This is a genomic window from Shewanella sp. 10N.7 (assembly GCF_020806285.1).
Classification (GTDB): domain Bacteria; phylum Pseudomonadota; class Gammaproteobacteria; order Enterobacterales; family Shewanellaceae; genus Shewanella; species Shewanella electrodiphila.
The window spans coordinates 20,083-44,123 of sequence record NZ_JAJGZS010000028.1; the positions used below are offsets into that span (position 1 = coordinate 20,083).

The following is a 24,041-nucleotide window of genomic DNA, read 5'->3' on the forward strand; positions in this document are numbered from 1 at the left end:
TTTATTTCCTTTATAAAATTTTGCTAAAGCCAGCCACAGTGTAAAATGAGCCAAAAACAATTACCACATCATCTGCAGTAATATTTGCACTGACACTTTGCCAAGCTTGATCTATCGAATCAAACTGAAATGCCTTCACAGCAGTTGTATTAGCTGTGTTATTAGTTGCGTTATTAGCTGCAAGGCAACTTGCCAGTGTATTGGCATCTAAACCGCGCTCAACATCTAAGCTAGTAAAGTACCACTCATCCACAGTATCGTTAAGCTCTGTAAGCACTGCTGATGCATCTTTATCTTTTAGCATGCCGCACAAAGCAATAATACGAGCCGGCTTATATTGTTGCAATTGAGACGCTAAATACTTTGCCGCATGGGGATTATGAGCAACGTCAACTAACACTCTTGGCGAATCTGACACTTGTTCTAATCGGCCTGATAACCTTGCTGTGGCAATGCCTGTAGTGATAGCTGCAGTACTGATTTCAGGCCAAGTTTGTTCTATCACAGCGATGGCCGTAGCAGCATTGGCTAATGGTAACTTAGGTAAAGTGAGTGAATTTATTGCGCCATTTTTACCGCTAAATTGCCATTTATCACCGTTAAGATGATAACTAAAGTCTTTGTTCACCTGATAAACATTCGCGCTAATTTCAGCTGCGTAATCCAATACCGTATGCGGTACGTCAGGCTCACCAATAACGGCTAAACGGTGACGTCTAAAGACACCTGCTTTTTCACGGCCAACGAGTTCTCGGGTATCACCAAGGTACTCTTGATGGTCGATATCAATTGAGGTAATCACACAAGCATCGGCATCGATAATGTTAGTGGCGTCTAAACGTCCGCCTAAGCCAACTTCGAGCAACACCACATCAGGTTTCGCTTGTTTAAAAATATACAAACCCGCAAGTGTGGCATATTCAAAAAAGCTTAATGAAATTTCTGTTTGTTGCGGCTGACTTCTGGCTTGCTCAATCGCTGTGAAAGCGGCAATTAATTGCTCATCTGATACATCTTTATGATTAAGACGTACTCGTTCATTGAAGTGAACTAAATGAGGCGAGCTATACACGCCAACCGTTTTACCGGCTTGCAATAACACTGACTCAATCATGGCACAAGTGGTGCCTTTGCCGTTTGTGCCTGCAACTGTGATTACCGTTGAGTTAAGGTGTAACAGGTCTAATCGTTGTGCCACTTCAGTGACGCGCGTTAAGCCCATTTCTATTTCAGTTGGATGAATAGAAAGTAAATAATTTAACCATTGAGACAAATTAGCCTCTTTTGCTGGGGCCGATATAGCTTGATTGCTATTCACTGAAACCATGTTATTCCTTAACGCAACAATGCTTATTTGTTCTATTTATATTCGAGCTAAGTATATTCGTGCTGAATATATTCGTGCAGCTGTTTGTATTCGAGTGTTAATTTAGCAATAAACTCAATCGAGCATAAACAATGGACCCATTGGTGGTTTGGGGAGCCCATAATGCTCAGGGTAAGTCACATCAACTAAATACAGGCCATTAGGTTTAGATGTTGGCGCGGCATACTTGCGGTCTTTTAATGCAAGTAGCTCATTAACCCATTCCACTTTTTGGTTTGATTGACCAATCTCAATCAAAGTACCAACAATATTACGCACCATGTGATGTAAAAAAGCATTGGCTTTAATATCAATCATGATGAACCTGCCTTGACGAGTTACATTAACAAATTCAATGGTTCTCACTGGGCTGTGGGCCTGACATTGAAGTGCGCGGAAGCTGGTAAAGTCATGCTCACCCACAAATAACTGCGCGCCTTGATGCATTAACTCATGGTCAATTTCATAGTGATAATGGCTTAAACCATTACGCAGAATGCCAGGTCTAAATTCACTGTTATCAATAATATAACGGTAACGACGTGCCGTAGCAGAAAAACGCGCATGAAAGGTATCATCCACCTCTTTTGCCCAGCGAATAGCAATGTCATCAGGCAATTTGGCATTAACGCCTAGTGTCCATGCCGATATTTGACGCGTTGATTGCGTATCAAAGTGCACAACTTGACCTGTGCCGTGAACACCGGAGTCGGTTCTACCGGCACAAATTATCTCAATTGGTTCATTGGCTATTGATGATAAAGCTGCTTCTATTCTCGCTTGCACAGAAGTAACTTCTTTCTGTCGCTGCCAACCGAAATATTGACTACCATCGTATTCGACACCTAACGCCACACGCATTGAAATAACCCTCAAGTTTAAAGAGCGCGCATTTTAGCACAAAAAAAACGGCGCATGCATGCTGCGCCGTTTGATCATGTTTGTTGCTTACTTAACACACTACACTCTCTGAGTATTAGCTCATATCGTTAAGTAATTTACCCGCTTCAGTTTGTTGGCGCTCATTACCATCAATTTGTACTTCTTTTAAAATGGCTTTAGCTGCATCTTCGTCTTCAATTTCAATATAAGCGCGAGCTAAGTCTAATTTGGCATTAACCGAATTTTCTTCATCGTCAACATCAATCATTTCGGCGTTGCCTATGAGTGCATTCACTTCACCCATATCTACATCAACATCTTTATATTGATCACTCAACTCAACATCTTCGTCTGCGTCATTAAGTAATTTGTCGATATCGATGAAACCATTTTCTTGCTCAAAGGTATTCAGCATGTCTTCTGAAGGGGCAGCTGCGTGACTGGTTTCAGGAGTTTGACCGACTAAGTCTTCGCTACCACCTTTCGCTTTAAGGCTTTCTTGAGCATCTAAAGCGGCCAATGCTTCATCGACAGTTAAATTATCATCAACTAATTGATAGCTATCATCGTCGTTATTTATTGCTTCAGTTTGCTCAGCTGCTGGGTGATTAGAAGCTTGTTGGAATAAATCTGCTTCCCAATCAATACCTGGCGCACCGGTTTTTTTAGACTTTAGATCATCGAAGAAACCAGACTCTTTAGCGACGAGTTCACTGTCAGGTTGCTCTTCAACGTCTAATTCGCTGTTAGTCGCATTAATGCTTTTGTCTTCAGTTATATCGGATTCATCGGTGGTTGAAAGGTCAGCCAGCATGGTATCGAAATCTTGTTCTGAAATCGTTTCATCATCGTTTGAAAATAACGCCTCTTCTTCATCAGCGATTTTATCAACGTCAAAATCTGCTAAAAGAGCATCGAGTTCATCGATATCAGAATCTTGTTCATCATGGCTTTGCTGCGACAGTTGATCTTGTTGCTCAGCGGCTAATAACTCAGCCACTAACGGATCTTCATCAGTCTCTGCTTGCGTTGCTGCTTGAGTATCATCTTGAATATCTAATGCTGACTCATCGCCTGGGGCAAACTTGAGTTCTGTTGCATCTAATTCAAGTTCACTAGATTCAGTCGATGTTTCATCCTGTAGCTCTGTCTGCTCTAGATTACTAACATCTAAATCAGCCAGTAACTCATCTAAATCCGCATCAGCTATCGCAGGGCTCTGCGTAGATAAATCAAGTTGTTGCTCTGGCTCAAATTCTGGTTCAGGTTCTGGTTCAAGTTCGGATTGTGAAGTATTCTCAAAAGAGCCTAATTCTGAATCTTCATCGATTGATTCTTTATTAGCAGATTCATTATCAATAGGTTCAATATCAATAGGTTCACTAGCAATAGGTTCATTAACAACCGAAAGATGAGAGTCTTCTGCTTCGATATCGGCAATAATGTCGTCGATATCGGCATTAGAATCTGCTTCAGTTTCAGCCAGTTCAGCTTCAAGGCTTGAGCTTTTAGCCTCTAACTCATCAACATCTGATTCATCAACAGCAACACTTTCTACTTCTGTGTTTTCACTAGAAGCGCTTTCAAGCTCAGAAAGTAGCGAGTCGATATCATCATTATCAGATTCAATATGAAGCTCTGATTCAATTTCCTCAAGTTCTGCACTCAGTACTTGCTCAACATCAAGTCCTTCGTTGCTCAGTGGAGCAAATTCTTTTTCTGGATCAACTTCAGCAATAAGTTCATCAATATTGGCGGTTTCATCTAGGCTAACTGAAACATCATCCTCTAACTCAGCTGCAATCTCTGCTGTGAAATCATGTTCTTCTTCAGTTGGTGCATCGATAGATGCTAATAAAGCGTCGAGATCATCTTCATCCGCTACTGCATTAGCATTAGTCTCAGTGTCAGTCTCAGTTACAGCTTCTGTTTCCACTGGCGCTTCACCAGCTACATCGTCTTCAGGCAAATCAAAATCAGCTAAAAGACTATCAATATCATCTTGTGGATCTGTATCCGCTGCTTTTTCTGCATCAGGCTCTGAAGTTACATCGTCTTCTGGCACATCAAATCCAGCTAAAAGACTGTCAATATCATCTTGTGGATCTGTATCCGCTGCTTTTTCAGCATCTGGCTCTGAAGCTACATCGTCTTCTGGCACATCAAAGTCAGCTAATAAGCTATCAATATCATCTTGTGGATCAGTATCCGCTGCTTTTTCAGCATCGGGCTCAGAAGCTACATCGCTTTCTGGCACATCAAAGTCAGCTAAAAGACTGTCAATATCATCTTGTGGATCGATAGCCTCTTCTGTTTCAGAAATCGCTTCATCTGAACGAGCTTCTGGCTCATCTAGCCCAGCCAATAAACTGTCTAAATCGTCTTCATCGGCAACACTTTCAGATACGGCTTCTTCTGCTGGGGTATCAAGTCCCTCAAGTAGGCTATCAAGGTCATCTTCATCCGCTTCAAGCGGCTGTAGGTCTTCCTCTTGCTCTTCCATGGCTTCAGCCCAAAGGTCATCAAGTGATGTCCCTTCAGCTTCTTCCTCAGTTGTTTCTGCATCTTCAGTGATATACATATCAGCATCGGATGAGTCATCAAGACTTAACTCTTCTGTTGCTGCACTGTCTAAATCCAGTAAATCATCAATATTGTCAGCATCGGCCTCGTCATCATCCAAATGGATAGCCAAGTTTTCAATGTCATCAACTTCTGGCTGAACCTCTGTGACAGCTTGTTCAGCAACAGGAGCTGTAACGGTTTCTGGTTCAGTTGCCGCTCTACTCTTACGGCGCATTAACCAAAATATAATTAAGAAAATAACGATAAGTGGCAACGCAGCTAAAACGGCCAATAAAATCATGTTGTCAGAAATCGAACGCCAAAAGTCAGTCGGCTCTTCTACTACTTCAGGTTTATTGTTTTGCTCAATAAGTTGCTGGTGTGATGCTTCTAACGCTTGATGCTTTTCAGTCAGTAACTGAAAGTCTTCTTGCATTGCAGATAGCTGCAAAGTGAGTTCTTGAATTTTTGCTTTTAATGCCGTGTTGTCAGCATCTTTAACCATCAACATATCTTCTGAGCGTGCTAACTCATCGGTCAGTGACAGCACTTTAGTTTGCTCATCTTCAAGCTTGACCGTTAGCTCATCAATTTGAGGCTGAACTTCTTCAGCAGCTTGTTTCGCAAGCTCTTCAGCTGTGGGTTGCTGAGTTTGTGCCACGATTTGTAACGGCTTTTGCGCTGAAGCTGCGGTGTTTGTCGCTGCTGGATTGTTCGTGGCAGGAATTGTTGCTGCTGTTGTGGTTCTCGGGTTGGCATTAGGCAAGCGCTTATCATTATTTTCAGCCCGAGTTTTAGCGTCAGCACGGCTTATTTGCGCCATAACATCTGCAGATGGCACTAATAGCGTCATCCCGCGTTCTAATGAATTGTAATTATTACTACTAAAAGCGTGAGGGTTCGCATCAAACAATGCTGCCATCACTTGGTAAACAGAGATATCTTGATTAGGTCTGACTTTTTGAGCAATGCTCCAAAAAGTATCTGAAGATGTTGTTGGACCATATTGACGGGTTGGTGCTGAACTTACTTCACCATTAGGGCCAGTAATTCTGAGCGTTTCTGCATGAGCAGGCTCGATAACATGAGAAGCAGAAACAACGGCCAGTGCACAGGCCATAATGCCAACAAAATAAGAGGTACGAAAAATCATCAATCTTTCCCTTTGAGCGCAATCGAGTTGTCTTCATGACAACGGGCTTTAGGTCATTTATTTTTATTAATTAAGACTATAAACCAGATTTAGTCACCCTGCTACTGCTGACAGCGGTAAAACGAAAAAAGCCTGCAGGCTGCAGGCTTTTTAGTCTAAATAACTCTATTCATAGTAGATTAGTAATAATCTCTAACAAGAACTTCAGCTATTTGAACACTGTTTAATGCAGCACCTTTACGGATGTTATCGGCCGTAACCCATAAATTTATACCGTAATCGTGAGAAATATCTTTTCTCACTCGGCCAACGAATACTGGATCGGTACCTGCTGAGTCTGTCACTACTGTTGGGTAGTCTTCATCATTTTCAAATAAAACAATACCTTCAGCATCACGTAAAACAGCTTTAACTTCTTCAGCTTCAACAGGTTGGCGAGTTTCTAAATGCACAGCTTCAGAGTGTCCGTAGAACACAGGAACACGCACTGCCGTTGGGTTAACCACAATATCGTGATCGCCAAAAATCTTCTGTGTTTCCCACACCATTTTCATTTCTTCTTTGGTGTAGCCGTTTTCCATAAACACATCGATTTGCGGTAATACGTTAAATGCGATTTGCTTAGGATATACCTTATTTTCCGCAGGTAGACCTTGTAGTAACTTAGATGTTTGACCTGCTAACTCATCAATCGCTTGCTTACCAGAACCTGATACAGATTGGTATGTTGCAACGTTAATACGTGAAATACCGAATGCATCATAAATAGGTTTTAGCGCCACTAACATTTGAATCGTCGAACAGTTAGGGTTAGCAATAATGTTACGGTTACGGAAGTCAGCAATTGCTTGTGGGTTCACTTCAGGCACAACAAGTGGTACATCGATGTCGTAGCGGAAGTGCGATGTGTTATCAATCACAACACAGCCATGCTCTGCCGCAATTGGTGCCCATTTAGCTGAGACATCACCACCAGCAGAGAAAAAGCCAATTTGTGCTTTGCTCCAATCGAACGTGTCCACATCAAGAATTTCTACTTGTTTTCCATTAAAGCTAACGGTATCGCCAGCACTTCGGCTGCTTGCTAATGGGTATAAGTTCGCGACTGGGAATTTTCGTTCTTCGAGGATCTCAATCATAGTTTGACCCACTGCACCCGACGCACCTAAAACAACAACATTAAATTCCTGTGACATAATTAACGCTCGACTCCTGAAAAACCTAATTTAAGCATCCAATTTACCTCAGATTGCCCCGTGTTGACTAGCGACAATGCACTAAATTCACGTCTATGAGTGTGATTTTTTCTCATATGGTCAAACCCATGGTTATTAAGGAAGCTATTTCTAAACAAATAGTCATCATCATTGAGGTTATAGACCAATCTGGCAATATTAAGCAGCTGTGTTTCTGATAACGCATCATTGATATCAAGCTTGCTAATACTAAAAGCAGGTAACAAGTTACTGACGCTTTTATCAACATCAATATTCATAATCTCGCACAGTTTTTGAAACAACATATGCGTGCCACGCGCTTTGCCTTCAAGACTATAGCCGGCAATATGAGGTGTGGCAAATTCAACTAAGGGCACGAGTTCAGGCATAGGGTTTGGCTCGCCTTCCCATACATCTAGGACCAGTTTTAAATCAGCTCTTTGTTGCTTCACTTTTATCAAAGCACGGTTATCTATTACTTCGCCGCGGCAGCAATTTAACAGCCAAGTATTGGGTTTTAATTGGTTAAGGCGCGTTTCATCGAACATATACCATGTTTTGTCTTCACCAACTCGTGTAATTGGCACATGAAGACTGATGATATCGGCCTGCTCGATGATCGTATCAAGGGATACAAATTCACGGGTATTGCTGTTGCCAATTTGCGTCTGCTCTCGCGCTAATACAGGATCGCAGAGTAAAACCTCAATGCCGTATGCTTTTAAACAATGTTCAAGAGCGGAGCCAGTATTGCCAGCACCAACAATGCCAACCACTTTGTTTTGTAATGGCTGCTTAAATCGTTTAGCTAACTCAAGCATTGCAATAAAAGCAAATTCACCCACTGCGGTTGCGTTACAACCAGGCGCATTAGTAAAAGGAATATTTTGCTGCTGTAAATAATCCAAGTCGATATGATCAGTACCTATTGTGGCACTGCCAACAAATTTAAGCTTGTTCGCTTGTGCTAATAACGCTTGATTCACCTTGGTCACTGAACGCACTAATAAAACGTCAACATCAATTAACTGCTCAGGGGTTAACTGGCGGCCATTCACTCGGGTGATTTCACCTAATTCGCCGAATAACGCTTCGACATAAGGCATATTCTCATCAGCAACAATCTTCATATTTGGGATTTACCATCATAAAACGACTCAATGGGCTTATTCTATCAAGTTATCAATGGCATTCGTTACCTACAAAAACGAAATATTGTTTTTTATTTTCTTTTTTTGCGCAACAGAATCCGCGACTGACCCTGTGACTCGCTTCGATGATTCAACTAGCACCTGGCTACCAAGACTTTTTCTAAAAAATATTTTGAAAACAGTGAAAGATGGAACGGATTGGAGCATTAACTTGTTTACCTGAAGTAAGCCTTCAGGCAAACAAGTTAGCTTATTGAGCATAAATTAATTAGACGTAACGGTTAACAATATTTTCTAGCAACTCTTGACGGCCTGATACCTGGGTTGGGTTAATATCATTGTCTAACACAAGTTTAGATAAACTTTCTAAGCTGTGGTCACCCGTCATGATGCTGCGTCCCAACTCTTGCTGCCACCCCGAATAACGGTTTGTCACAAAATCAGATAAAGGTGCATCTTCTATTAATTTAGCTGCATTTAATAAAGACTTAGCCATCGTATCCATCCCGCCAATGTGCCCGATAAATAAATCATCACGTTCACATGATTGACGACGCAGTTTAGTATCGAAATTAAAGCCTCCAGTAGTGAAACCGCCTGCCTTCAAAATTTCATACATCACTAACGAGCACTCAGCCACATCATTAGGAAACTGGTCGGTATCCCAACCATTTTGCATATCTCCGCGATTAGCATCAACACTTCCCATGATACCTTCAGCACATGCTGTGGCAATTTCATGGTGAAAACTATGACCGGCTAACGTGGCATGATTCGCTTCAATATTCACTTTTATCTCGTTTTGTATCCCATGCTTGTGTAAAAAACCGGCTACCGTAGCGGTATCATAATCATATTGATGTTTTGTCGGTTCTTGAGGCTTAGGTTCAATTAATAAAGTGCCTTTAAAGCCAATTTTATGTTTATGCTCTATCACCATTTTTAAGAAACGAGCATATTGTTCACCCTCTTGCTTAAGGTCTGTATTAAGTAAAGAGTCATAACCTTCTCTGCCTCCCCAAAGGACATAGTTTTCACCACCTAAGCGATGAGTCACATCCATTGCATGCTTAACTTGTGCAGCTGCATAAGCAAACAACTGCGGATCAGGATTAGTTGAGCCACCAGCACTAAAACGAGGGTTTGAAAATAAGTTAGCGGTTCCCCACAATAGTTTCACTCCCGTTCGCGACATTTCATTTTCAAAGATATCGGCCATATGATTTACGTTGGAATGGAATTCTTTTAATGTTGCCCCCTCAGGAGCAATGTCAGCATCATGGAAACAAAAATAAGGCACGCCTAACTTTTCAAAAAATTCAAAAGCAGCTTTAGCTTTTTGTTCAGCTAGTTGTAATTGACAACCTACAGGCTGAATCCAAGGACGATCAAAAGTACCAGCACCGAAAATATCTGAGCCTGCCCAACAGAAATTGTGCCAATAACAGGCTGCAAAGCGAAGATGCTCTTTCATCGTTTTACCTAATACGATCTGATTTTCATCGTAATATCTAAAAGCAAAAGGATTAGTACTATTGGCACCTTCAAATTGAATTTTATCGACGCTATTAAAGAATTGTTCACTCATGGGTGTCTCCTGGTTAAATTTAGTGACTATTTTTCTGATGATTAAATGAAATTAAAAATGCATTTTTAAGCTGTGATAAAGCTGTTTGAACTTTTTATATTGATAGCTGTAATAATCTTGCATGGTTAGATCAGGTTGTATTTCGTAGTCGACTTCACCAGAAAAACAGACATCGACAGGATCTTTTTGGGTAACTGCTATTTGGGCTAGACGTGCAGCTCCCAACGCTGGGCCTACTTCACCACTCTTACGATAAGTTAAGGTTCTATTTAAGACACTCGCGAGAATCTGCCCCCAAAGTTTGCTTCGCGACCCACCACCAATGACAGAGATATTTTCGATTTGGCTACCTGAATCGATTAAGGCTTTCTGGCCATCAGCAAAAGCAAATGCTACGCCCTCTAAAACCGAACGGCATAATTCAGCAGCTGTGGTATTGTGGGTAAGACCAAAAAACACACCTTGTGCAGTAGGGTTATTATGTGGGGTACGTTCGCCTGATAAATACGGCAAAAAAATCAAAGATGAAGGAGAAGAAAAATCAAGTTTCTCTGTTTCAACTAATAAACTCTTTTCATCCTTAAATCCTGTTAACTCAGTCACCCAAGTTAAACAACTTGCAGCACTCAGAGTGACCGACATTTGGTGCCATGTGTCAGGAATGCAATGACAAAATGTATGTATTGCACTATCAGGGTGTGGGTTGTAGGTATCATTTGCGACAAAAAAAACACCTGAAGTCCCCAAAGATAGAAAGGCTTGCTTAGGGGCTATGACACCAATCCCTACCGCTCCAGCAGCATTATCGCCGCCACCTGCGACGACTGGAACTTCAACCATTCCCCACATTTGGGCAACTTCATGAGTTAATTTACCTGTAATTTCGGTGCCTTCGTATAACTGGGGCATCTGCTCAATTGTTAACCCTGTCGAATTAAGCATTTCTTTAGACCATTGCCTTTTCTCCACATCTAGCCATAAAGTGCCAGCACTGTCAGACATGTCAGAAGCAAAATCGCCCGTCATTAAAAAACGTAAGTAATCTTTAGGTAATAATACTTTTGCAATACGCTTAAAATTATCTGGTTCATTTTCTTTTACCCACAATAATTTAGGCGCAGTAAAACCCGGCATAGCAATGTTGCCTGTAATGTGTCGAGTTTGCTTTTCAGTTGCCTCAATGGTTTTGCACTGTATTTCACTTCGTCCGTCATTCCACAAAATGGCAGGACGTATAATGTGATTTGAGCTATCAAGTAAAGTTGCACCATGCATTTGCCCCGATAAACCAATGGCATTAACTTCAGCGAGCGATTCAGCATGGAGGCTTTTCAGTGATTGCATTGCTAAGTTAGTGGCTTGCCACCAATCTTGCGGTGATTGCTCCGACCATAAAGGTGTTGGGCGGCTCACCTTTAAAGGGGAAGATGCCTGCGCAATCACCGTACCTGTCCCATCAAGAATAATAATTTTTACGCCTGATGTGCCTAAATCTATACCTAAATACATAATTTGCTCTTAATGGTTGCTAGCGTTATTCACTGACTGCTTTAATCGATATCAATCAGGCCCTAATGAGCTATGCCTTTAATGTTGTTAATCAAAGCAAAGCTCAATAGACTCTATATTTTACTTACGATGAGTGGCTCACTACCGTTTGAGATTGAACTCCCAAACCTTCTATTCCCAATGAAATTTTATCACCTGGCTTAAGATAGAGAGGCGGCTTTTGCCCTAACCCAACACCGGGAGGAGTCCCAGTTGAAATCACATCGCCTGGTTGTAGGCTCATAAATTGGCTTAAATAGCTGACAATAAACTCAGGCTTAAAAATCATGGTTTTGGTACTGCCATTTTGAAAAGTTTTACCATTCACTTTTAGCCACATAGATAAATTTTGTGGGTCTTGAACCTCATCACGAGTGACTAGCCAAGGGCCAATAGGTCCGAAAGTATCGCAGCCCTTTCCTTTATCCCATTGACTGCCTTTTTCTAGTTGGAAACTCCGTTCTGAAACATCATTACAAACGCAGTATCCAGCAATATACTCATTGGCGCTTTCCTCCGAGACATAAGACGCATTCCGACCTATGACTATGGCAAGCTCAACTTCCCAATCTAACTTATCGCTGTTTTTAGGCTGAATAATGTCATCATTGGGACCTGAAATCGCGCTAGTGGCTTTACTAAAAACTTCAGGTTCACTAGGTATAGGCATGCCCGATTCAGCAGCGTGATCAGCATAATTTAAACCTATACAGATAAATTTCCCGACCTTATTGACACATGAACCTAATCGCACATCCGCATCAACAATGGGTAAATTTGATGTATCAATGTCATGCAAACTTGCTAGGCTTTCATCTGACAAAACACTGCTATCAATATCTTTAACAACTCCTACAAGACTACGCATGATGCCGTTGTCATCGATAAGTCCCGGTTTTTCTTGGCCTAATGCCCCATAGCGAAATAGTTTCATTATTTGATTCTCGATTTAAAGTAAGGAATTAATTATTTAAAGTGACAAAGCCACCATCAATAGGAAAGTTACTGCCTGTGATAAATGCGGCAGCATCAGAACTTAAATATTCAACCATGGCAGCAATTTCATCCGGCTGGCCCATGCGACCAATTGGCTGGCTTTTTGACAGTTTTTCAAACATTTCTGCTTTATTATCTGGGTAATTATTTTCTAAGAAATTGTCCACAAATGGAGTGTGAACACGGCCAGGAGAAATGCAGTTACAGCGAATGCCATAAGCTAAATAATCCCTTGCCACTGAGTAAGTCATGGTTAACACAGCGCCTTTGGTCATCGAATATGCAAACCTGTCAGCAATGCCTACAGAAGCGGCAATAGAAGCCATATTGATAATGACGCCACTTTTTTTCAGTTTCATTTGATCTATAACGGCTGAAATGCAGTTATAAACTCCTTTAACATTGATCTGATATAAACGATCTAAATCTGCTTCTTGGGTTTGTTCTATATTGCCAATGTGCGCAATACCCGCATTATTAATTAAGATGTCGATGGAATGTTGTTGGTTGATTTTATTAAATAATGAAATAATATCTTGCGTGTTTGATACATCAGCACTATATGCCTCAGCCATGCCGTTTGTATTAGTAATAATATCAACCGTTTCTTGCGCAGCGTTATGGTCAATATCGACGACCAAAACCTTAATGTTCTTTCTTGCCATTCGCACACAAATGCTTCTACCAATACCGCTACCGCCACCGGTAACAAGAACAATTTTCGTGTTGTCTTTAATATTCATCTTGCTTCCTAATCCTTGTGCTTAAATCGGTTATAAGTGATAGAACTTTTGTGCATTTCGAGCCCAGACGTTACGCTGTTCATGCTTTGATAAAGTGCTAAGCAACTGTTTAGTTAAACTCATCCAATGTTCATAATCGCCATTCAATCTCATCACTGGCCAATCACTGCCCCACATCATTCTTTGGGTTCCAAATACAGACAGCACATGCTCAAAATAAGGTTGTAACTGTTCAACAGATACCTCGCCCTTAGGAGCCTCTGTTAATAGCCCTGAAAACTTTATCGATACATTGTCTAGCAACGTAAATAGCGTTAAATACTGTTTCCAATCAGGTGATGGTTTGCGATCGATATGAGGCTTTCCACAATGATTTATCACAATTTTTAAAGCCGGGTAGGTTTCAGCAAGCTTTGCAATTATAGGTAGTTGATGCGCTTTAATAAGTGCATCAAAACTTAATCCTTTTTTAACTAAGAACTCAAAAATCGGCTGATATTTTTCTAGTAATATCCATTCAACACACGGTATGTCTTGCAACATAGGGCGGATACCTTTGAAATAGGCATCTTCAGACAAGTTTTGCAGCGTATCGAGTACTAAAGAGCTGTTCATATCAACCCATCCGACGACACCTGCAACATATTCAGTTTGAGAAGCTAAGCGTAATAAGAAATCCGTTTCAGTTTCTATCTCAGCAGCTTGTATCAAAATGGTTTGATGGATGTCAGCATCTACAATCTCTTGTGATAAATCTTCAGGTAAATAATCTCGATATAGAAGAGCTAATTCAGGTGTCAGCCAATCATAAAACCCCAGAGATAATTGCCAAAAATGCTGGTGACTATCAATCTTGTAGGTAGCATTAATTTCAGACGAGTTATCTAATGAACCAAAACCAACGGATGCTTTACTAAATGAAGTGTTCGACATAATTATTGATCCTCCACTGTAAAAGGCAGAGGCGAATCAATATCAATTAATCCTTTGTATTTTAGTGTTTGCCAAAAATCAGACGGTATTTGTTGATTAAATAATTCAAAGGTTTTATGTACTCGGCTTTCACTGCCTAAGCCTGGAATGACAGAAGCTACGGCGCTATGTCCCAATGGGAATTGTAAAGCGGCAGCAGCTAATGTGACATTGAAGTTCTCACATACGGTTTCAATTTGAGCCACTTTATCGATGATATGTTTTGGTGCTGGCTCATAATTATATAAAGGCGAACCATGCCCTTTAACGCCAGTTGCAAGTATGCCAGAGTTATAAGGCCCCCCAAGGATAATCGATGCACCATGGGCTTCACATCGGGGTAAAAATGTGGCCAAAGGCGCTTGTTCGAGCAAGGAATAACGCCCAGCCAATAAAAAACAGTCAAACTGACCAATGTCCATTACCCTTTCACAAATAGCGGACTCGTTGACACCTAAACCAATTGCTTTTATCTGGCCTGCGGCTCTTAGTTCATCTAAGGCTTTATAGCCGCTTGTGCATAGTTGCCCATAATAAAATTCATCTTGTTCACCATGGGTATCAACACCAATATCATGAACCAATAAAATATCAATTTCGGCTAGGCCCAGTCGTTGCACGCTGTCTTCATAAGAACGCATAATGCCGTCATAGCTATAATCATAATGAGCATCAAATGGCATAGGTGTAGCGAATCCATAGCGCAATGTCTCTACTTTGGCCTTACTATCAGGGCGTAGTACCCTTCCAACTTTGGTGGATAGTACATACTGGTTTTTAGGAATGTTTCGTAATGCATCACCCACTCTTCGCTCACTCAGCCCGAGGCCATATCGAGGTGCTGTATCAAATAAGTTCATTCCTAATTGAATCGCACTAGCCAGAGTAGCTGATGCTTCAACATCACTGACCTCATGAAAAAGGTTACCCATGGATGCAGCACCAAAACCTAATGGTGATACTGATAAACTGGTTTTTCCTATTTTTCTCGGTTCAAATCGTGTTGTCATTATTATTATTCTTTTTGTTATTTAACGAGATGTTGGTGTAAATCAGAAACCTTGCTACAACCCAACTGATTCATTATTTGAGTTAGTTGTAGCACCAGCGAATTAATTGTATGCAAGCCGCCGTTATCCCCCAGCGCACCTACGCCATACACAAATGGTCTACCTAAAAATGTAAAATCGGCTCCTGATGCTAATGCCCCAGCGATGTTACTACCGCTTCTTAAACCACTGTCCATAAATATTTTTATTTGGCTGCCATATTTTTGTGTCACACCTTGTAAGGTCTCTATAGGTGACTCACCAGCATCAAGCTGTCTTCCTCCATGGTTTGACATAATCACCGCATCGGCACCGAGTTTAATCGCTGCTTTAACATCGGTTTCATTTATTAATCCTTTGATAACTAATGGACCTTTCCAAGTATCTCGGATCGGTTTTAACCCTTCTATATCTACCCGCCCCATCACTGTTTTATTCATGAAAGCGGCCAGCTCATCAGTCGGCATTCCTTTAGGCATATAGGGCTTTAATGTTTCCATTTCCGGCGTACCTGCTAATGCAGTTGCCAAAGACCAATGAGGACATGACAACATTTGTAATATGTTTTTCAAGGTCATTTTTGGCGGCATAGCAAGGCCATTTTTAATATCACGTGGTCTAAAACCGAATGTAGGCACATCAACAGTGACCACTAGCACTTGGTATTGAGCTGCAGTAATTCGATTCAGTAAGTCTTGGCGTATGACATCGTCAGTTGGGTTATATAATTGAAACCAAGCTTTACCTTCAGAGACTTGTGCAATTCGTTCTAAACTACTTGAAGAGACAGTACTTAAAATATAAGGAATATTTTTTTCTGCTGCTGCTTTCGCAAGAATTTCAGGGGACTTGGGCCACATTAACCCTTGTAATCCAACTGGCGCGATACCAAAAGGGGCAGCATATTTATGTCCAAACAGATCCACGGTTAAGTCACTACCGGAAAAAGGTTTAAGTAACTCACTACGAAGTTGAACACCTTCCACTTGAGTACGGTTACGACGCAATGAGATCTCTTCCATACATCCGCCTTCAAGGTAATCAAAGGCAAACTTAGGGATCCGCTTTTTAGCGTGACGCTTTAAATCTGCAACATCGGGGTATTTGGGATTAAAATAGTCACTCATAGCCTGCCGTCCTTTTAAAATGCTTGTAGGGAAATACCTAATATGTGGATATCAATCTGAATGCGTTATTATTCGTTATCTCGATAACTTCCATAGAGATTCATTACTCCCCACTGTTTTAACCAAGTACGTTTGTCTTTTTCACCTGACCACCAGTTTTCATGATGAAAATTTCCCCAATTACCTTCGCCATCAATAGCGTGGTCAAGATCGCCCACCGCGATATTTAAACCCATTTGAGTTAATGGCATATCAGCAGACCAAAATTGACCAGAAGATATTTCTAAAGTTGCTTCTGGGCGAATTTTCCATTCCATGGTGTAGCCATAGCCTTCAGCCTCAGTTTTTATATGTACTTTTACTTCGATATCTTTATTAAAAATCCAGCGCTGATAAGTGTCCCAAGCAGATAGCATCGAGCGTTCTTCACCTTCTAGCAGACCTGCTACACCAACCCCACCTAATCGAGATTTATGTGTGCTGGCAACCATTTGCCAGCTGCGACTGTTTCCTTTATTTAATTCACCATCTTCATTTCGCCACTTATTTTCTGCATTAATCAGTACTTCGACACCATCACCAAACCAAGGGAAACCTTCTCGCGTTAATGCATTCGCTTGTGGGTTTTCCTTTGGTAACCAGCGAGAGGTATCAATTCCATAAATCACGTCATCGGTTATATCAAAAGCAAAATATAAATGGAGACCGTCATGCTTAATCCATACATTGCCAGATAGGTCTTGTGCTGTTTTCACTGGAGAAAATTGTGCAGTCCATTGTTCTACTCCACTAATTTGAGTCGCGTCGCTATATTCTTCAGCAGTTACTTTCCCATCAAAAATAGGTGTTAAACCTCGGTAAACATTAACTTCAGGGCGAGTTAATGTCTGGGAATAAGCTTCTGTAGGTATGACTTTCGAAGGCATATCAGCAATTGAGTTTGACTGATTATGATTAGATAGCAGTTCAACGTTAGATGCGGTATTTGGCTTACTCGCCATATATTCAAAACATGCATATATGCCTACCATTGCAACAGCGAGACACAACCAGCCTTTCCAAATAGAACGGCTTTGGCTTGAATTGTGACCGCTAAGATCTTTGTAACGAGGTAGCATCGTTTCTTGTTCTGAATGCTGAGTCATGAGCGATAACCCTATGATTAAGGCACATGAAAACACGAACAAGAAAAATGACAGCATCAAGAAGTGAGGCCATTGCTCAAATAAACCAAATGTCTCACCTTTGGTACTAAGCAAGCCAATTGAAATACAAGTAATGCAACTAATTATGAAACTATATGTTGCAGCTGTCGCAGTGACGCGCCGCCAAAATAAACCAACTAAAAATAGAGTGGTCAGTGGTGGGGCTAAAAAGGCAATCAAGCTTTGTAATAATTCAAATAGGTTAGCCGCAACATTTTGCATTGCCAATGCCCAAAAGAAAGCAAGAACACTGGCTACAATTGTTACAACTCGCCCAACAACGCGCCCTTCCTGAACAGTTAACTTTTGGCCTTTTTTGAATATAGGCTGATAGAAATCAAGCGTAAAAATGGTACTAAATGAATTTAAACCTGAATCTAGCGTACTGATTAAGGCTGCCATCAATACCGCAATCATTAAGCCTCTAAAGCCAACAGGCATGTAATCACTGACCATCGCAATAAAGGCGCCGTCAGTATTTTCAATGCCTGGTTGCAATCCAAAAAATATAATCCCTGGCAGAATGAAAATAAATGGCGGTAAAACTTTTAAAACAGCAGCAAGTAACACTCCTTTTTGCGCTGTCGGTAAATCTTTTGCAGCAAACACACGCTGCACAATGGTTTGATCCGTACACCAAAACCAAACAGCCATAACTGGGTAACCTAAAATAAAGGCAACCCAAGGAATATCTTTAGACTCGGTATCAATTAACGTCCAATAATCCGCAGGCGTTTGTGCCATCAGGCCTTCAATACCACCAATTTCATATAGACCAATTAAGGTAAGTGCTGACATACCGATGATCATCAGTACGGTTTGAAAAGCATCGGTTACAATAACCGCTGCTAAGCCGCCAATGACAGTAAAACTGGTGGCAATAAATAATAATAGTAATATCGAAGCCCACAATTCCCAGCCAGTAAATTGTGAAAACAACAAACCACCAACATATAGTCCTCCGCCAAGCCATATCACAACGATAGTTAGCAAAGAATATGCGGTTAATAAACGATACATAGTATCGCCAAACCTGCGCTGAATAAATTGCGGCACAGTAGTAATGTTGAGGCTTAAATAATAAGGAGTAAACACCATCGCAAGGAGTAAAAGAAATATCCAAGCCATCCATTCAAAATTGGCAATGAGCATCCCTGAACTATATGCGGCACCAAAACTGGCAATTAAAAAAGAAGGCCCAATATTGGTTCCCCAAATAGACATACCAATACTGGCAAAACCAACACTTTTATCTCCAACAAACAAACTTGCATTTTTTGCCTGTCTCATAGAGACCACTATACCAATGGCCATTAGCAGGAAGACATAAATCCCTATGACGTAATAATCAATTGAGTGAAGTAATTCGTGTGATTTCATTTTAATCCTAAAATAGTGGGCACCTAATATCAGTGCCCACATTAATCGTTAACGACAGTGTTAGAATGCTGCTCTAGCAGCCAGTACGATCGTTCGACTTCTTGTCACAAAGTCTCTGAAGTTTGTTTCATCAATAATATAATTTCTTGAGTCTTCTTCAGTTGCATTGATGACGTTTAAAATTAAATCGAAATTATCAGTCACTTTATAAGATAGGTTTATGTCAACTTGCCCTGAACCTTCAGTAAATGCAGGTTGGCTTGCTCTATCAAAACCACCACCTAACGCTTGGAAGTAATCATCACGATATACATAAGCAACACGGGCACCGAAATTATCAGTCTCGTAATAAGCCATTGCATTGAAATTATTTTTTGATGAGCCTGGGAAGCCGTAATTTAATAGAGGGTCATTGTCTGGGTTGTCGAAGCTTGAATCTACGTAGGTGTAGTTAGCCTGAATACCAAAACCTTCAATGAGTGATTCTAAAGGCATATTTGTGCCTAATTCGAAACCGTGAACCGTACCGTTTGATACGTTTACAGGTTGTGTGACATCAAATAACTCATCATAACCATCGATTTTAACGTCAGAGCGTGCTTGCCTTAGCACAAAGTTACTCACATCTTTATAAAAGAGGCTGGCATAAATCGCGCCGTTATCTTCAGTATAATATTCAAGAGTGGTATCAAATGACCAAGCGGTATAAGGTTTTAGATTTGGGTTACCTATCTGTGCAGTTGGATTTTTAGTTGGGTCATAACCTACTGAGTTAGGATCTTGAAAATCAATAGTTCCATTAGGTTTTAAATCTGAATATTCAGCTTGTGACATTGATTTAGAAGCACTTAATCGCCATTGAAGATTATCTTCTATTGCTAACATGAAATTTGCACTAGGTAAGTATTCCCAGTCACTAGTACTCGAAGTTGCTTGCACATACTCCGAACTAATCACGCCACCTGTTGTATTTACAATTCGTACATTCTGGAAGCCATAAACATCATGTTCAGTATTAACAGCTCGTACACCAATATTTGAGGTATAAGGCATATTACTATCACCCATGTCCCCCGCGATATCAGCCTGTAGATATAACGCTAATGTATCCTCTTCAACCACAAACGAACTTGCGCGATCTAATGGCATATCGCCATCAACAACATCAAATAAATTGTCATCGAAGGTACTACGATCAGCCTTCATTCCAAAGACATCAGGATACGCTGCTAACTGTGAGTCAAAATCTGCCATTAAGAACTGATTGAAACCAATATTTTCATTTGGAAATAACTCTTCAGTTAACGAACCATCAAAGGTCGCATCTCTAAATTTCTCTTCATCCCAAATTAAAGTAAACGCACTCGCTTCACGAATATCAACTTCAGCAGTTGTATATCTGACACCACCTTTTATTGTGATGTTTTCATTAATATATTGCTTGGCATCCAATTTAAATGCATGTTTATCAGACTGTCCCTCACGCTCACGGTTGAAACCACCAATACTGTCATATGAGCTTGGATCATTAGCGTCAGAACCAAAGGTAAATGAAGGTACCTTTCCTGTGCCATCATAAGTAATTTGATTTTGATCAAGTACCGTATTGATACCCGTTTCGATGATACCTAAGCGAAGGTCTTGTCTAAAATCTACACTCGAATATGAATAGTCAGCCTCAAGGGTAAAGTCACTGTATTTACCCCATATCAAATTCATTCCTACAGTAGAGTTATCTGATAAGTTATCGAATAACAGATCAAATGGACTTAATCGCATGCCGCTTCCACCAACGACTTTTGATTGATCGACACTTTGAACAAAATTGTTTTCAATAGAAATGGCATCAGGACCAAATACACCACTGTAATCAAAGAAAATATCAACTGTCGGGCGCTGTGAATAAACATCATAAGTAGAAGTGTAACCATCAATTGAAAACTCTAAATCTTCAGTTATTTTCCATTGTGCTCCACCAGCAAAAGACTGTCGTTCCTTAGTTCCACGGATAGCATTCAAGGTGATACGATCGTGGGCAATCACTCCCTCTCTAATCGTATCTGCAAGCCCATCTCCAGTGGTGTCTAAATTAATATCACGCTCTTGTGCTCGGGTATATGCTTCATCGACAGCATAGTCGGCTTCGGATATCACGGCTGAAACATAAGCAGAAAACGTATCGGCATCATTTTTAAAGCCTACAATACCTGAGAATTTTGGTGATACCTCTTCCGTTAAGCTGTCATGATAGCCAGACACTGTAGCAGTACCAAAATAGTTACGGTCATCTTTAAATAGACTTAAATTCTCAAGCGGTTTTAAGGTTTCTAGCTCAATTGAGCCACCGATGCCGCCTTCAATTGTTTCTGCTGAAGGGGTTTTGCGAACAACTACACCACTGATTATTTCAGAAGGGATAACATCAAGATTAAATTGACGAATATTCTGAATACCTTCATCACCATGTGACAAAGGTGAGCGACCATTAACCGTGGTATTTACAAATAGTGGCCCCATACCACGAATAGATGCACGGTCTCCCGAAATGCCATTATTATTACGCTGAATTTGTACCCCTGGAATTCTATTAATTGCATCACCAATGTTTTCATCAGTAAATTTCCCCAAATCTTCTGATGTAATAGCATCGACAACGCCATCTGAACTTCGCTTTAAGTCCTGTGACTTAATAATACTGCTTCGTATATTTCCTTTCACAGAAATAACTTCAATTTCTGGCTCCGATTTTTCTTCTAGCTCAGCAGCAATACTTTGCCCTGATATCAAACCAGTTGTCACAGCTAATGCTAGTAATGACTTGTTAAATTTCATGCTTATTCCCCTGCGTATTTTTTACACGTATTCCATTCTCTATATTTTTTATTTTGAGATAACGATATAAATCATCAACAGCCCCAACACGAAATATATTACATGCATTGATTGAAATATCAACAGACTTGTTAAAAATATATTTACAGCATGTTAAAATTTCAGTTTGACACAAAGACACTTATGAGATTAACTATAATACAACATAAACTTAACATTGAAATGACTTAAACAGTGATTTTCAACCAAATTGATATTTCTGCTAGTTCATTCCAAATCTCTAGCATGACTATCTTCTTACTGTCGCTACAAAGGATTTTTATGAATGCAATAGGTAATAAAACAGGAAATAAAATTACCTTAGGCGAGGAAGCCTACAATATTTTTAAAGAAGGAATTTTAAGTGGTGAGATAGCAAAAGGTGAGATTTTTACTCAAGCTTTCTTAGCTAAAAAGTTCAATGTGGCCATCAGCCCACTTCGAGTAGCAACAACCAAACTTGAATCAGAAGGCTTAATTAAAGTCATGTCCCGTAGCGGTATACAAATCATTAATACTGATTTTGAGCTAACTAGAAATACTTATCAACTTAGAGTCATTTTAGAAAGAGAGGGACTTCGAACATACATTCGTTCGGTATCAGAGCAAGAAATTGATTACTTTCGTCAACAGCATGAATTATTAAAAACCGAAATTATCGATTCACAAGATCGTCTCTACGCCTATAAAACACTAGCTAAACTTGACTCTGAATTACACACGAAATTCGTTTTAGCATTAGACAACAAGATTATCACTAAATCATATTTGGCTAATGAAGAACTAATCCGCCTCACACGTCTTGACCGAGTTGATCTCGCTTCGCAAGAAATGATGATAAGTACAGTTAATGAACATTTAGCGCTAATCGATGCTATCGGTAATCGTGATCAAAAGAAAGCATTAGCAACATTAGACAAGCACCTTGAGACATCAATAAAAAGAGCCATGGGTCTATGGGGATTTTGAGTAGTAAAACTATTAAACATCAAAACTATAAGTGAGATAAAACAATGATATCAACCATAAAATCCATAAAAATCCACTGTTTTGATTATCCCAGAGATCGGATTATTGGGGATTCACAAATCGCTTCAAGCCGTGTTTGGATAGGTGCATTAGAACTATTTGATGCTCATGGAAACTCTGGTCTAGGCTTTTTCCAATCACTAACCGCCCCACTACCTGATGCAAAATTTATTAGAGTCCTGCTAGAGTCATCATCTTTAGAGGGGTTAACAGGCCAAACACCTGAAGCATTAATCCATAGGGTTACAAGACCAAGAGGCGGCAATATACAAGCTTTACCCTATCATTTAGATCAGGCGATTGATCAAGCTTTATGGGATATCGTCGCCAAAAGAGCTGATTTACCCTTATATCAATTGCTGGGTGGAACTAAAAATAAAGTTAAAGCTTATGGTAGTGGTGTTTGCTTTCATTTAACAGATCAACAAGTTACCGACTTCTATACTAATGCCATCAAGCATAACTTTGATGGTTATAAAGTAAAAGTTGGCCATGTTGATTTACAGCGCGATATCAAACGATTACTACAAATATCTGACATTGTAGGTAAAGATAAACGGATCATGGTTGATGCAAACGAAGCATGGTCCCCCAAAGAAGCCATCATGAAAATACGGGCATTTGAACAAGCTGGAGTGCCGATATTTTGGGTAGAAGATCCTATCTTAAGGTATGATTACCAAGGCTTAAATGAAATAAGACAAGCACTGAAAGACACACATGTTAATGCTGGCGAATACCTCAATTTAACAGGTAAAAAAGCATTATTAGAACATGAAGCAGCTGATGTTATTAATATCCATGGTGACTTTTCAGCTGCATTACGTATCGGTTGGCTCTGTGCAGAAAAAGGCCTACCTATTGCTATAGGTAATACGCCAATGGAAATAGGCGCTCACATTGCTTCTGCATTACCCGAAGTAATATATACAGAACACTCGATGCTTAATTGGGACTATATTGTTGATAGCCCCTATAGCATTGAGAATGGATACATTGTATTACCCGATAAATCTGGCCATGGACTCACATTGTCAACCGATAACATCAAAGCACTAAACCCCAGTATTTCGTAAAATTTCAACAGAATAAAAGACTGTGTCATCCACAGTCTTTTCCCCTCTAATTTAGTCACAGATAAATTATATAAACAAAACCTTTGACGGTGCAAAAAACAGGCTACAAACTTAACTTTGAAA

General features: G+C 40.2%; 16 protein-coding genes. 2 read left to right on the plus strand and 14 right to left on the minus strand.

Annotated features, from left to right (window positions below; all coding sequences use genetic code 11):
* Window positions 1-10 precede the first annotated feature (10 nt).
* The 14 genes from folC to LMH66_RS16555 form a co-directional block, all read right to left on the minus strand.
* Window positions 11-1,327 carry a bifunctional tetrahydrofolate synthase/dihydrofolate synthase gene (gene folC, locus LMH66_RS16490; RefSeq protein WP_229371333.1) on the minus strand — a complete coding sequence of 439 codons (1,317 nt, stop codon included), beginning with the start codon at window positions 1,325-1,327 and terminating at the stop codon, window positions 11-13.
* Between the two features lie 114 nt (window positions 1,328-1,441).
* A complete protein-coding gene (gene truA / locus LMH66_RS16495) occupies window positions 1,442-2,227 on the minus strand; it encodes a tRNA pseudouridine(38-40) synthase TruA (protein ID WP_229371334.1) in 786 nt (261 codons plus the stop codon).
* A 115-nt stretch (window positions 2,228-2,342) separates the two neighbouring features.
* The gene (locus tag LMH66_RS16500; RefSeq protein WP_229371335.1) at window positions 2,343-5,966 is read right to left on the minus strand and encodes a FimV/HubP family polar landmark protein; all 3,624 of its coding nucleotides are present in this window, start codon (window positions 5,964-5,966) and stop codon (window positions 2,343-2,345) included.
* A gap of 179 nt (window positions 5,967-6,145) precedes the next feature.
* A complete protein-coding gene (locus LMH66_RS16505; RefSeq protein WP_102529486.1) occupies window positions 6,146-7,162 on the minus strand; it encodes an aspartate-semialdehyde dehydrogenase in 1,017 nt (338 codons plus the stop codon).
* A 2-nt stretch (window positions 7,163-7,164) separates the two neighbouring features.
* Window positions 7,165-8,313 carry a 4-phosphoerythronate dehydrogenase gene (locus LMH66_RS16510; RefSeq protein ID WP_229371336.1) on the minus strand — a complete coding sequence of 383 codons (1,149 nt, stop codon included), beginning with the start codon at window positions 8,311-8,313 and terminating at the stop codon, window positions 7,165-7,167.
* Window positions 8,314-8,602: 289 nt separating this feature from the next.
* Window positions 8,603-9,922: a xylose isomerase gene (gene xylA / locus LMH66_RS16515; RefSeq protein WP_229371338.1), complete on the minus strand. Its 1,320-nt coding sequence runs from the start codon at window positions 9,920-9,922 to the stop codon at window positions 8,603-8,605.
* A 51-nt stretch (window positions 9,923-9,973) separates the two neighbouring features.
* On the minus strand, window positions 9,974-11,431 hold the full coding sequence (xylB, locus tag LMH66_RS16520) for a xylulokinase (RefSeq protein ID WP_229371340.1): 1,458 nt from the start codon (window positions 11,429-11,431) through the stop codon (window positions 9,974-9,976).
* A 124-nt stretch (window positions 11,432-11,555) separates the two neighbouring features.
* Window positions 11,556-12,404, minus strand: a complete 849-nt coding sequence (locus LMH66_RS16525) for a fumarylacetoacetate hydrolase family protein (protein ID WP_229371342.1) — start codon at window positions 12,402-12,404, stop codon at window positions 11,556-11,558.
* A 28-nt stretch (window positions 12,405-12,432) separates the two neighbouring features.
* Window positions 12,433-13,209 (minus strand): SDR family NAD(P)-dependent oxidoreductase, encoded by a 777-nt coding sequence (locus LMH66_RS16530; RefSeq protein ID WP_229371345.1) that lies wholly within the window; start codon window positions 13,207-13,209, stop codon window positions 12,433-12,435.
* Window positions 13,210-13,239: 30 nt separating this feature from the next.
* Window positions 13,240-14,142 carry an amidohydrolase family protein gene (locus tag LMH66_RS16535; RefSeq protein WP_229371347.1) on the minus strand — a complete coding sequence of 301 codons (903 nt, stop codon included), beginning with the start codon at window positions 14,140-14,142 and terminating at the stop codon, window positions 13,240-13,242.
* A 2-nt stretch (window positions 14,143-14,144) separates the two neighbouring features.
* A complete protein-coding gene (locus LMH66_RS16540) occupies window positions 14,145-15,191 on the minus strand; it encodes an aldo/keto reductase (protein WP_229371350.1) in 1,047 nt (348 codons plus the stop codon).
* A gap of 17 nt (window positions 15,192-15,208) precedes the next feature.
* Window positions 15,209-16,357, minus strand: coding sequence for an alpha-hydroxy acid oxidase (locus tag LMH66_RS16545; RefSeq protein ID WP_229371352.1), 1,149 nt, complete (start codon window positions 16,355-16,357; stop codon window positions 15,209-15,211).
* Between the two features lie 68 nt (window positions 16,358-16,425).
* Window positions 16,426-18,942, minus strand: a complete 2,517-nt coding sequence (locus tag LMH66_RS16550; RefSeq protein ID WP_229371354.1) for a sodium:solute symporter family transporter — start codon at window positions 18,940-18,942, stop codon at window positions 16,426-16,428.
* 60 nt (window positions 18,943-19,002) lie between these two features.
* On the minus strand, window positions 19,003-21,774 hold the full coding sequence (locus LMH66_RS16555) for a TonB-dependent receptor (RefSeq protein ID WP_229371356.1): 2,772 nt from the start codon (window positions 21,772-21,774) through the stop codon (window positions 19,003-19,005).
* 321 nt (window positions 21,775-22,095) lie between these two features.
* Between LMH66_RS16555 and LMH66_RS16560 the strand changes: the two genes are divergently transcribed.
* Together LMH66_RS16560 and LMH66_RS16565 are read left to right on the plus strand one after the other, a co-directional pair.
* Window positions 22,096-22,782: a GntR family transcriptional regulator gene (locus tag LMH66_RS16560; protein ID WP_229371358.1), complete on the plus strand. Its 687-nt coding sequence runs from the start codon at window positions 22,096-22,098 to the stop codon at window positions 22,780-22,782.
* Between the two features lie 44 nt (window positions 22,783-22,826).
* A complete protein-coding gene (locus tag LMH66_RS16565; protein ID WP_229371360.1) occupies window positions 22,827-23,918 on the plus strand; it encodes a mandelate racemase/muconate lactonizing enzyme family protein in 1,092 nt (363 codons plus the stop codon).
* Window positions 23,919-24,041 lie beyond the last annotated feature (123 nt).

Excerpts from the sequence above, each read along its gene's own strand:
- folC (WP_229371333.1), bottom strand. The coding sequence starts at position 1,327 with ATGGTTTCAGTGAATAGCAATCAAGCTATATCGGCCCCAGCAAAAGAG.
- truA (WP_229371334.1), bottom strand. The coding sequence starts at position 2,227 with ATGCGTGTGGCGTTAGGTGTCGAATACGATGGTAGTCAATATTTCGGT.
- LMH66_RS16500 (WP_229371335.1), bottom strand. The coding sequence starts at position 5,966 with ATGATTTTTCGTACCTCTTATTTTGTTGGCATTATGGCCTGTGCACTG.
- LMH66_RS16505 (WP_102529486.1), bottom strand. The coding sequence starts at position 7,162 with ATGTCACAGGAATTTAATGTTGTTGTTTTAGGTGCGTCGGGTGCAGTG.
- LMH66_RS16510 (WP_229371336.1), bottom strand. The coding sequence starts at position 8,313 with ATGAAGATTGTTGCTGATGAGAATATGCCTTATGTCGAAGCGTTATTC.
- xylA (WP_229371338.1), bottom strand. The coding sequence starts at position 9,922 with ATGAGTGAACAATTCTTTAATAGCGTCGATAAAATTCAATTTGAAGGT.
- xylB (WP_229371340.1), bottom strand. The coding sequence starts at position 11,431 with ATGTATTTAGGTATAGATTTAGGCACATCAGGCGTAAAAATTATTATT.
- LMH66_RS16525 (WP_229371342.1), bottom strand. The coding sequence starts at position 12,404 with ATGAAACTATTTCGCTATGGGGCATTAGGCCAAGAAAAACCGGGACTT.
- LMH66_RS16530 (WP_229371345.1), bottom strand. The coding sequence starts at position 13,209 with ATGAATATTAAAGACAACACGAAAATTGTTCTTGTTACCGGTGGCGGT.
- LMH66_RS16535 (WP_229371347.1), bottom strand. The coding sequence starts at position 14,142 with ATGTCGAACACTTCATTTAGTAAAGCATCCGTTGGTTTTGGTTCATTA.
- LMH66_RS16540 (WP_229371350.1), bottom strand. The coding sequence starts at position 15,191 with ATGACAACACGATTTGAACCGAGAAAAATAGGAAAAACCAGTTTATCA.
- LMH66_RS16545 (WP_229371352.1), bottom strand. The coding sequence starts at position 16,357 with ATGAGTGACTATTTTAATCCCAAATACCCCGATGTTGCAGATTTAAAG.
- LMH66_RS16550 (WP_229371354.1), bottom strand. The coding sequence starts at position 18,942 with ATGAAATCACACGAATTACTTCACTCAATTGATTATTACGTCATAGGG.
- LMH66_RS16555 (WP_229371356.1), bottom strand. The coding sequence starts at position 21,774 with ATGAAATTTAACAAGTCATTACTAGCATTAGCTGTGACAACTGGTTTG.
- LMH66_RS16560 (WP_229371358.1), top strand. The coding sequence starts at position 22,096 with ATGAATGCAATAGGTAATAAAACAGGAAATAAAATTACCTTAGGCGAG.
- LMH66_RS16565 (WP_229371360.1), top strand. The coding sequence starts at position 22,827 with ATGATATCAACCATAAAATCCATAAAAATCCACTGTTTTGATTATCCC.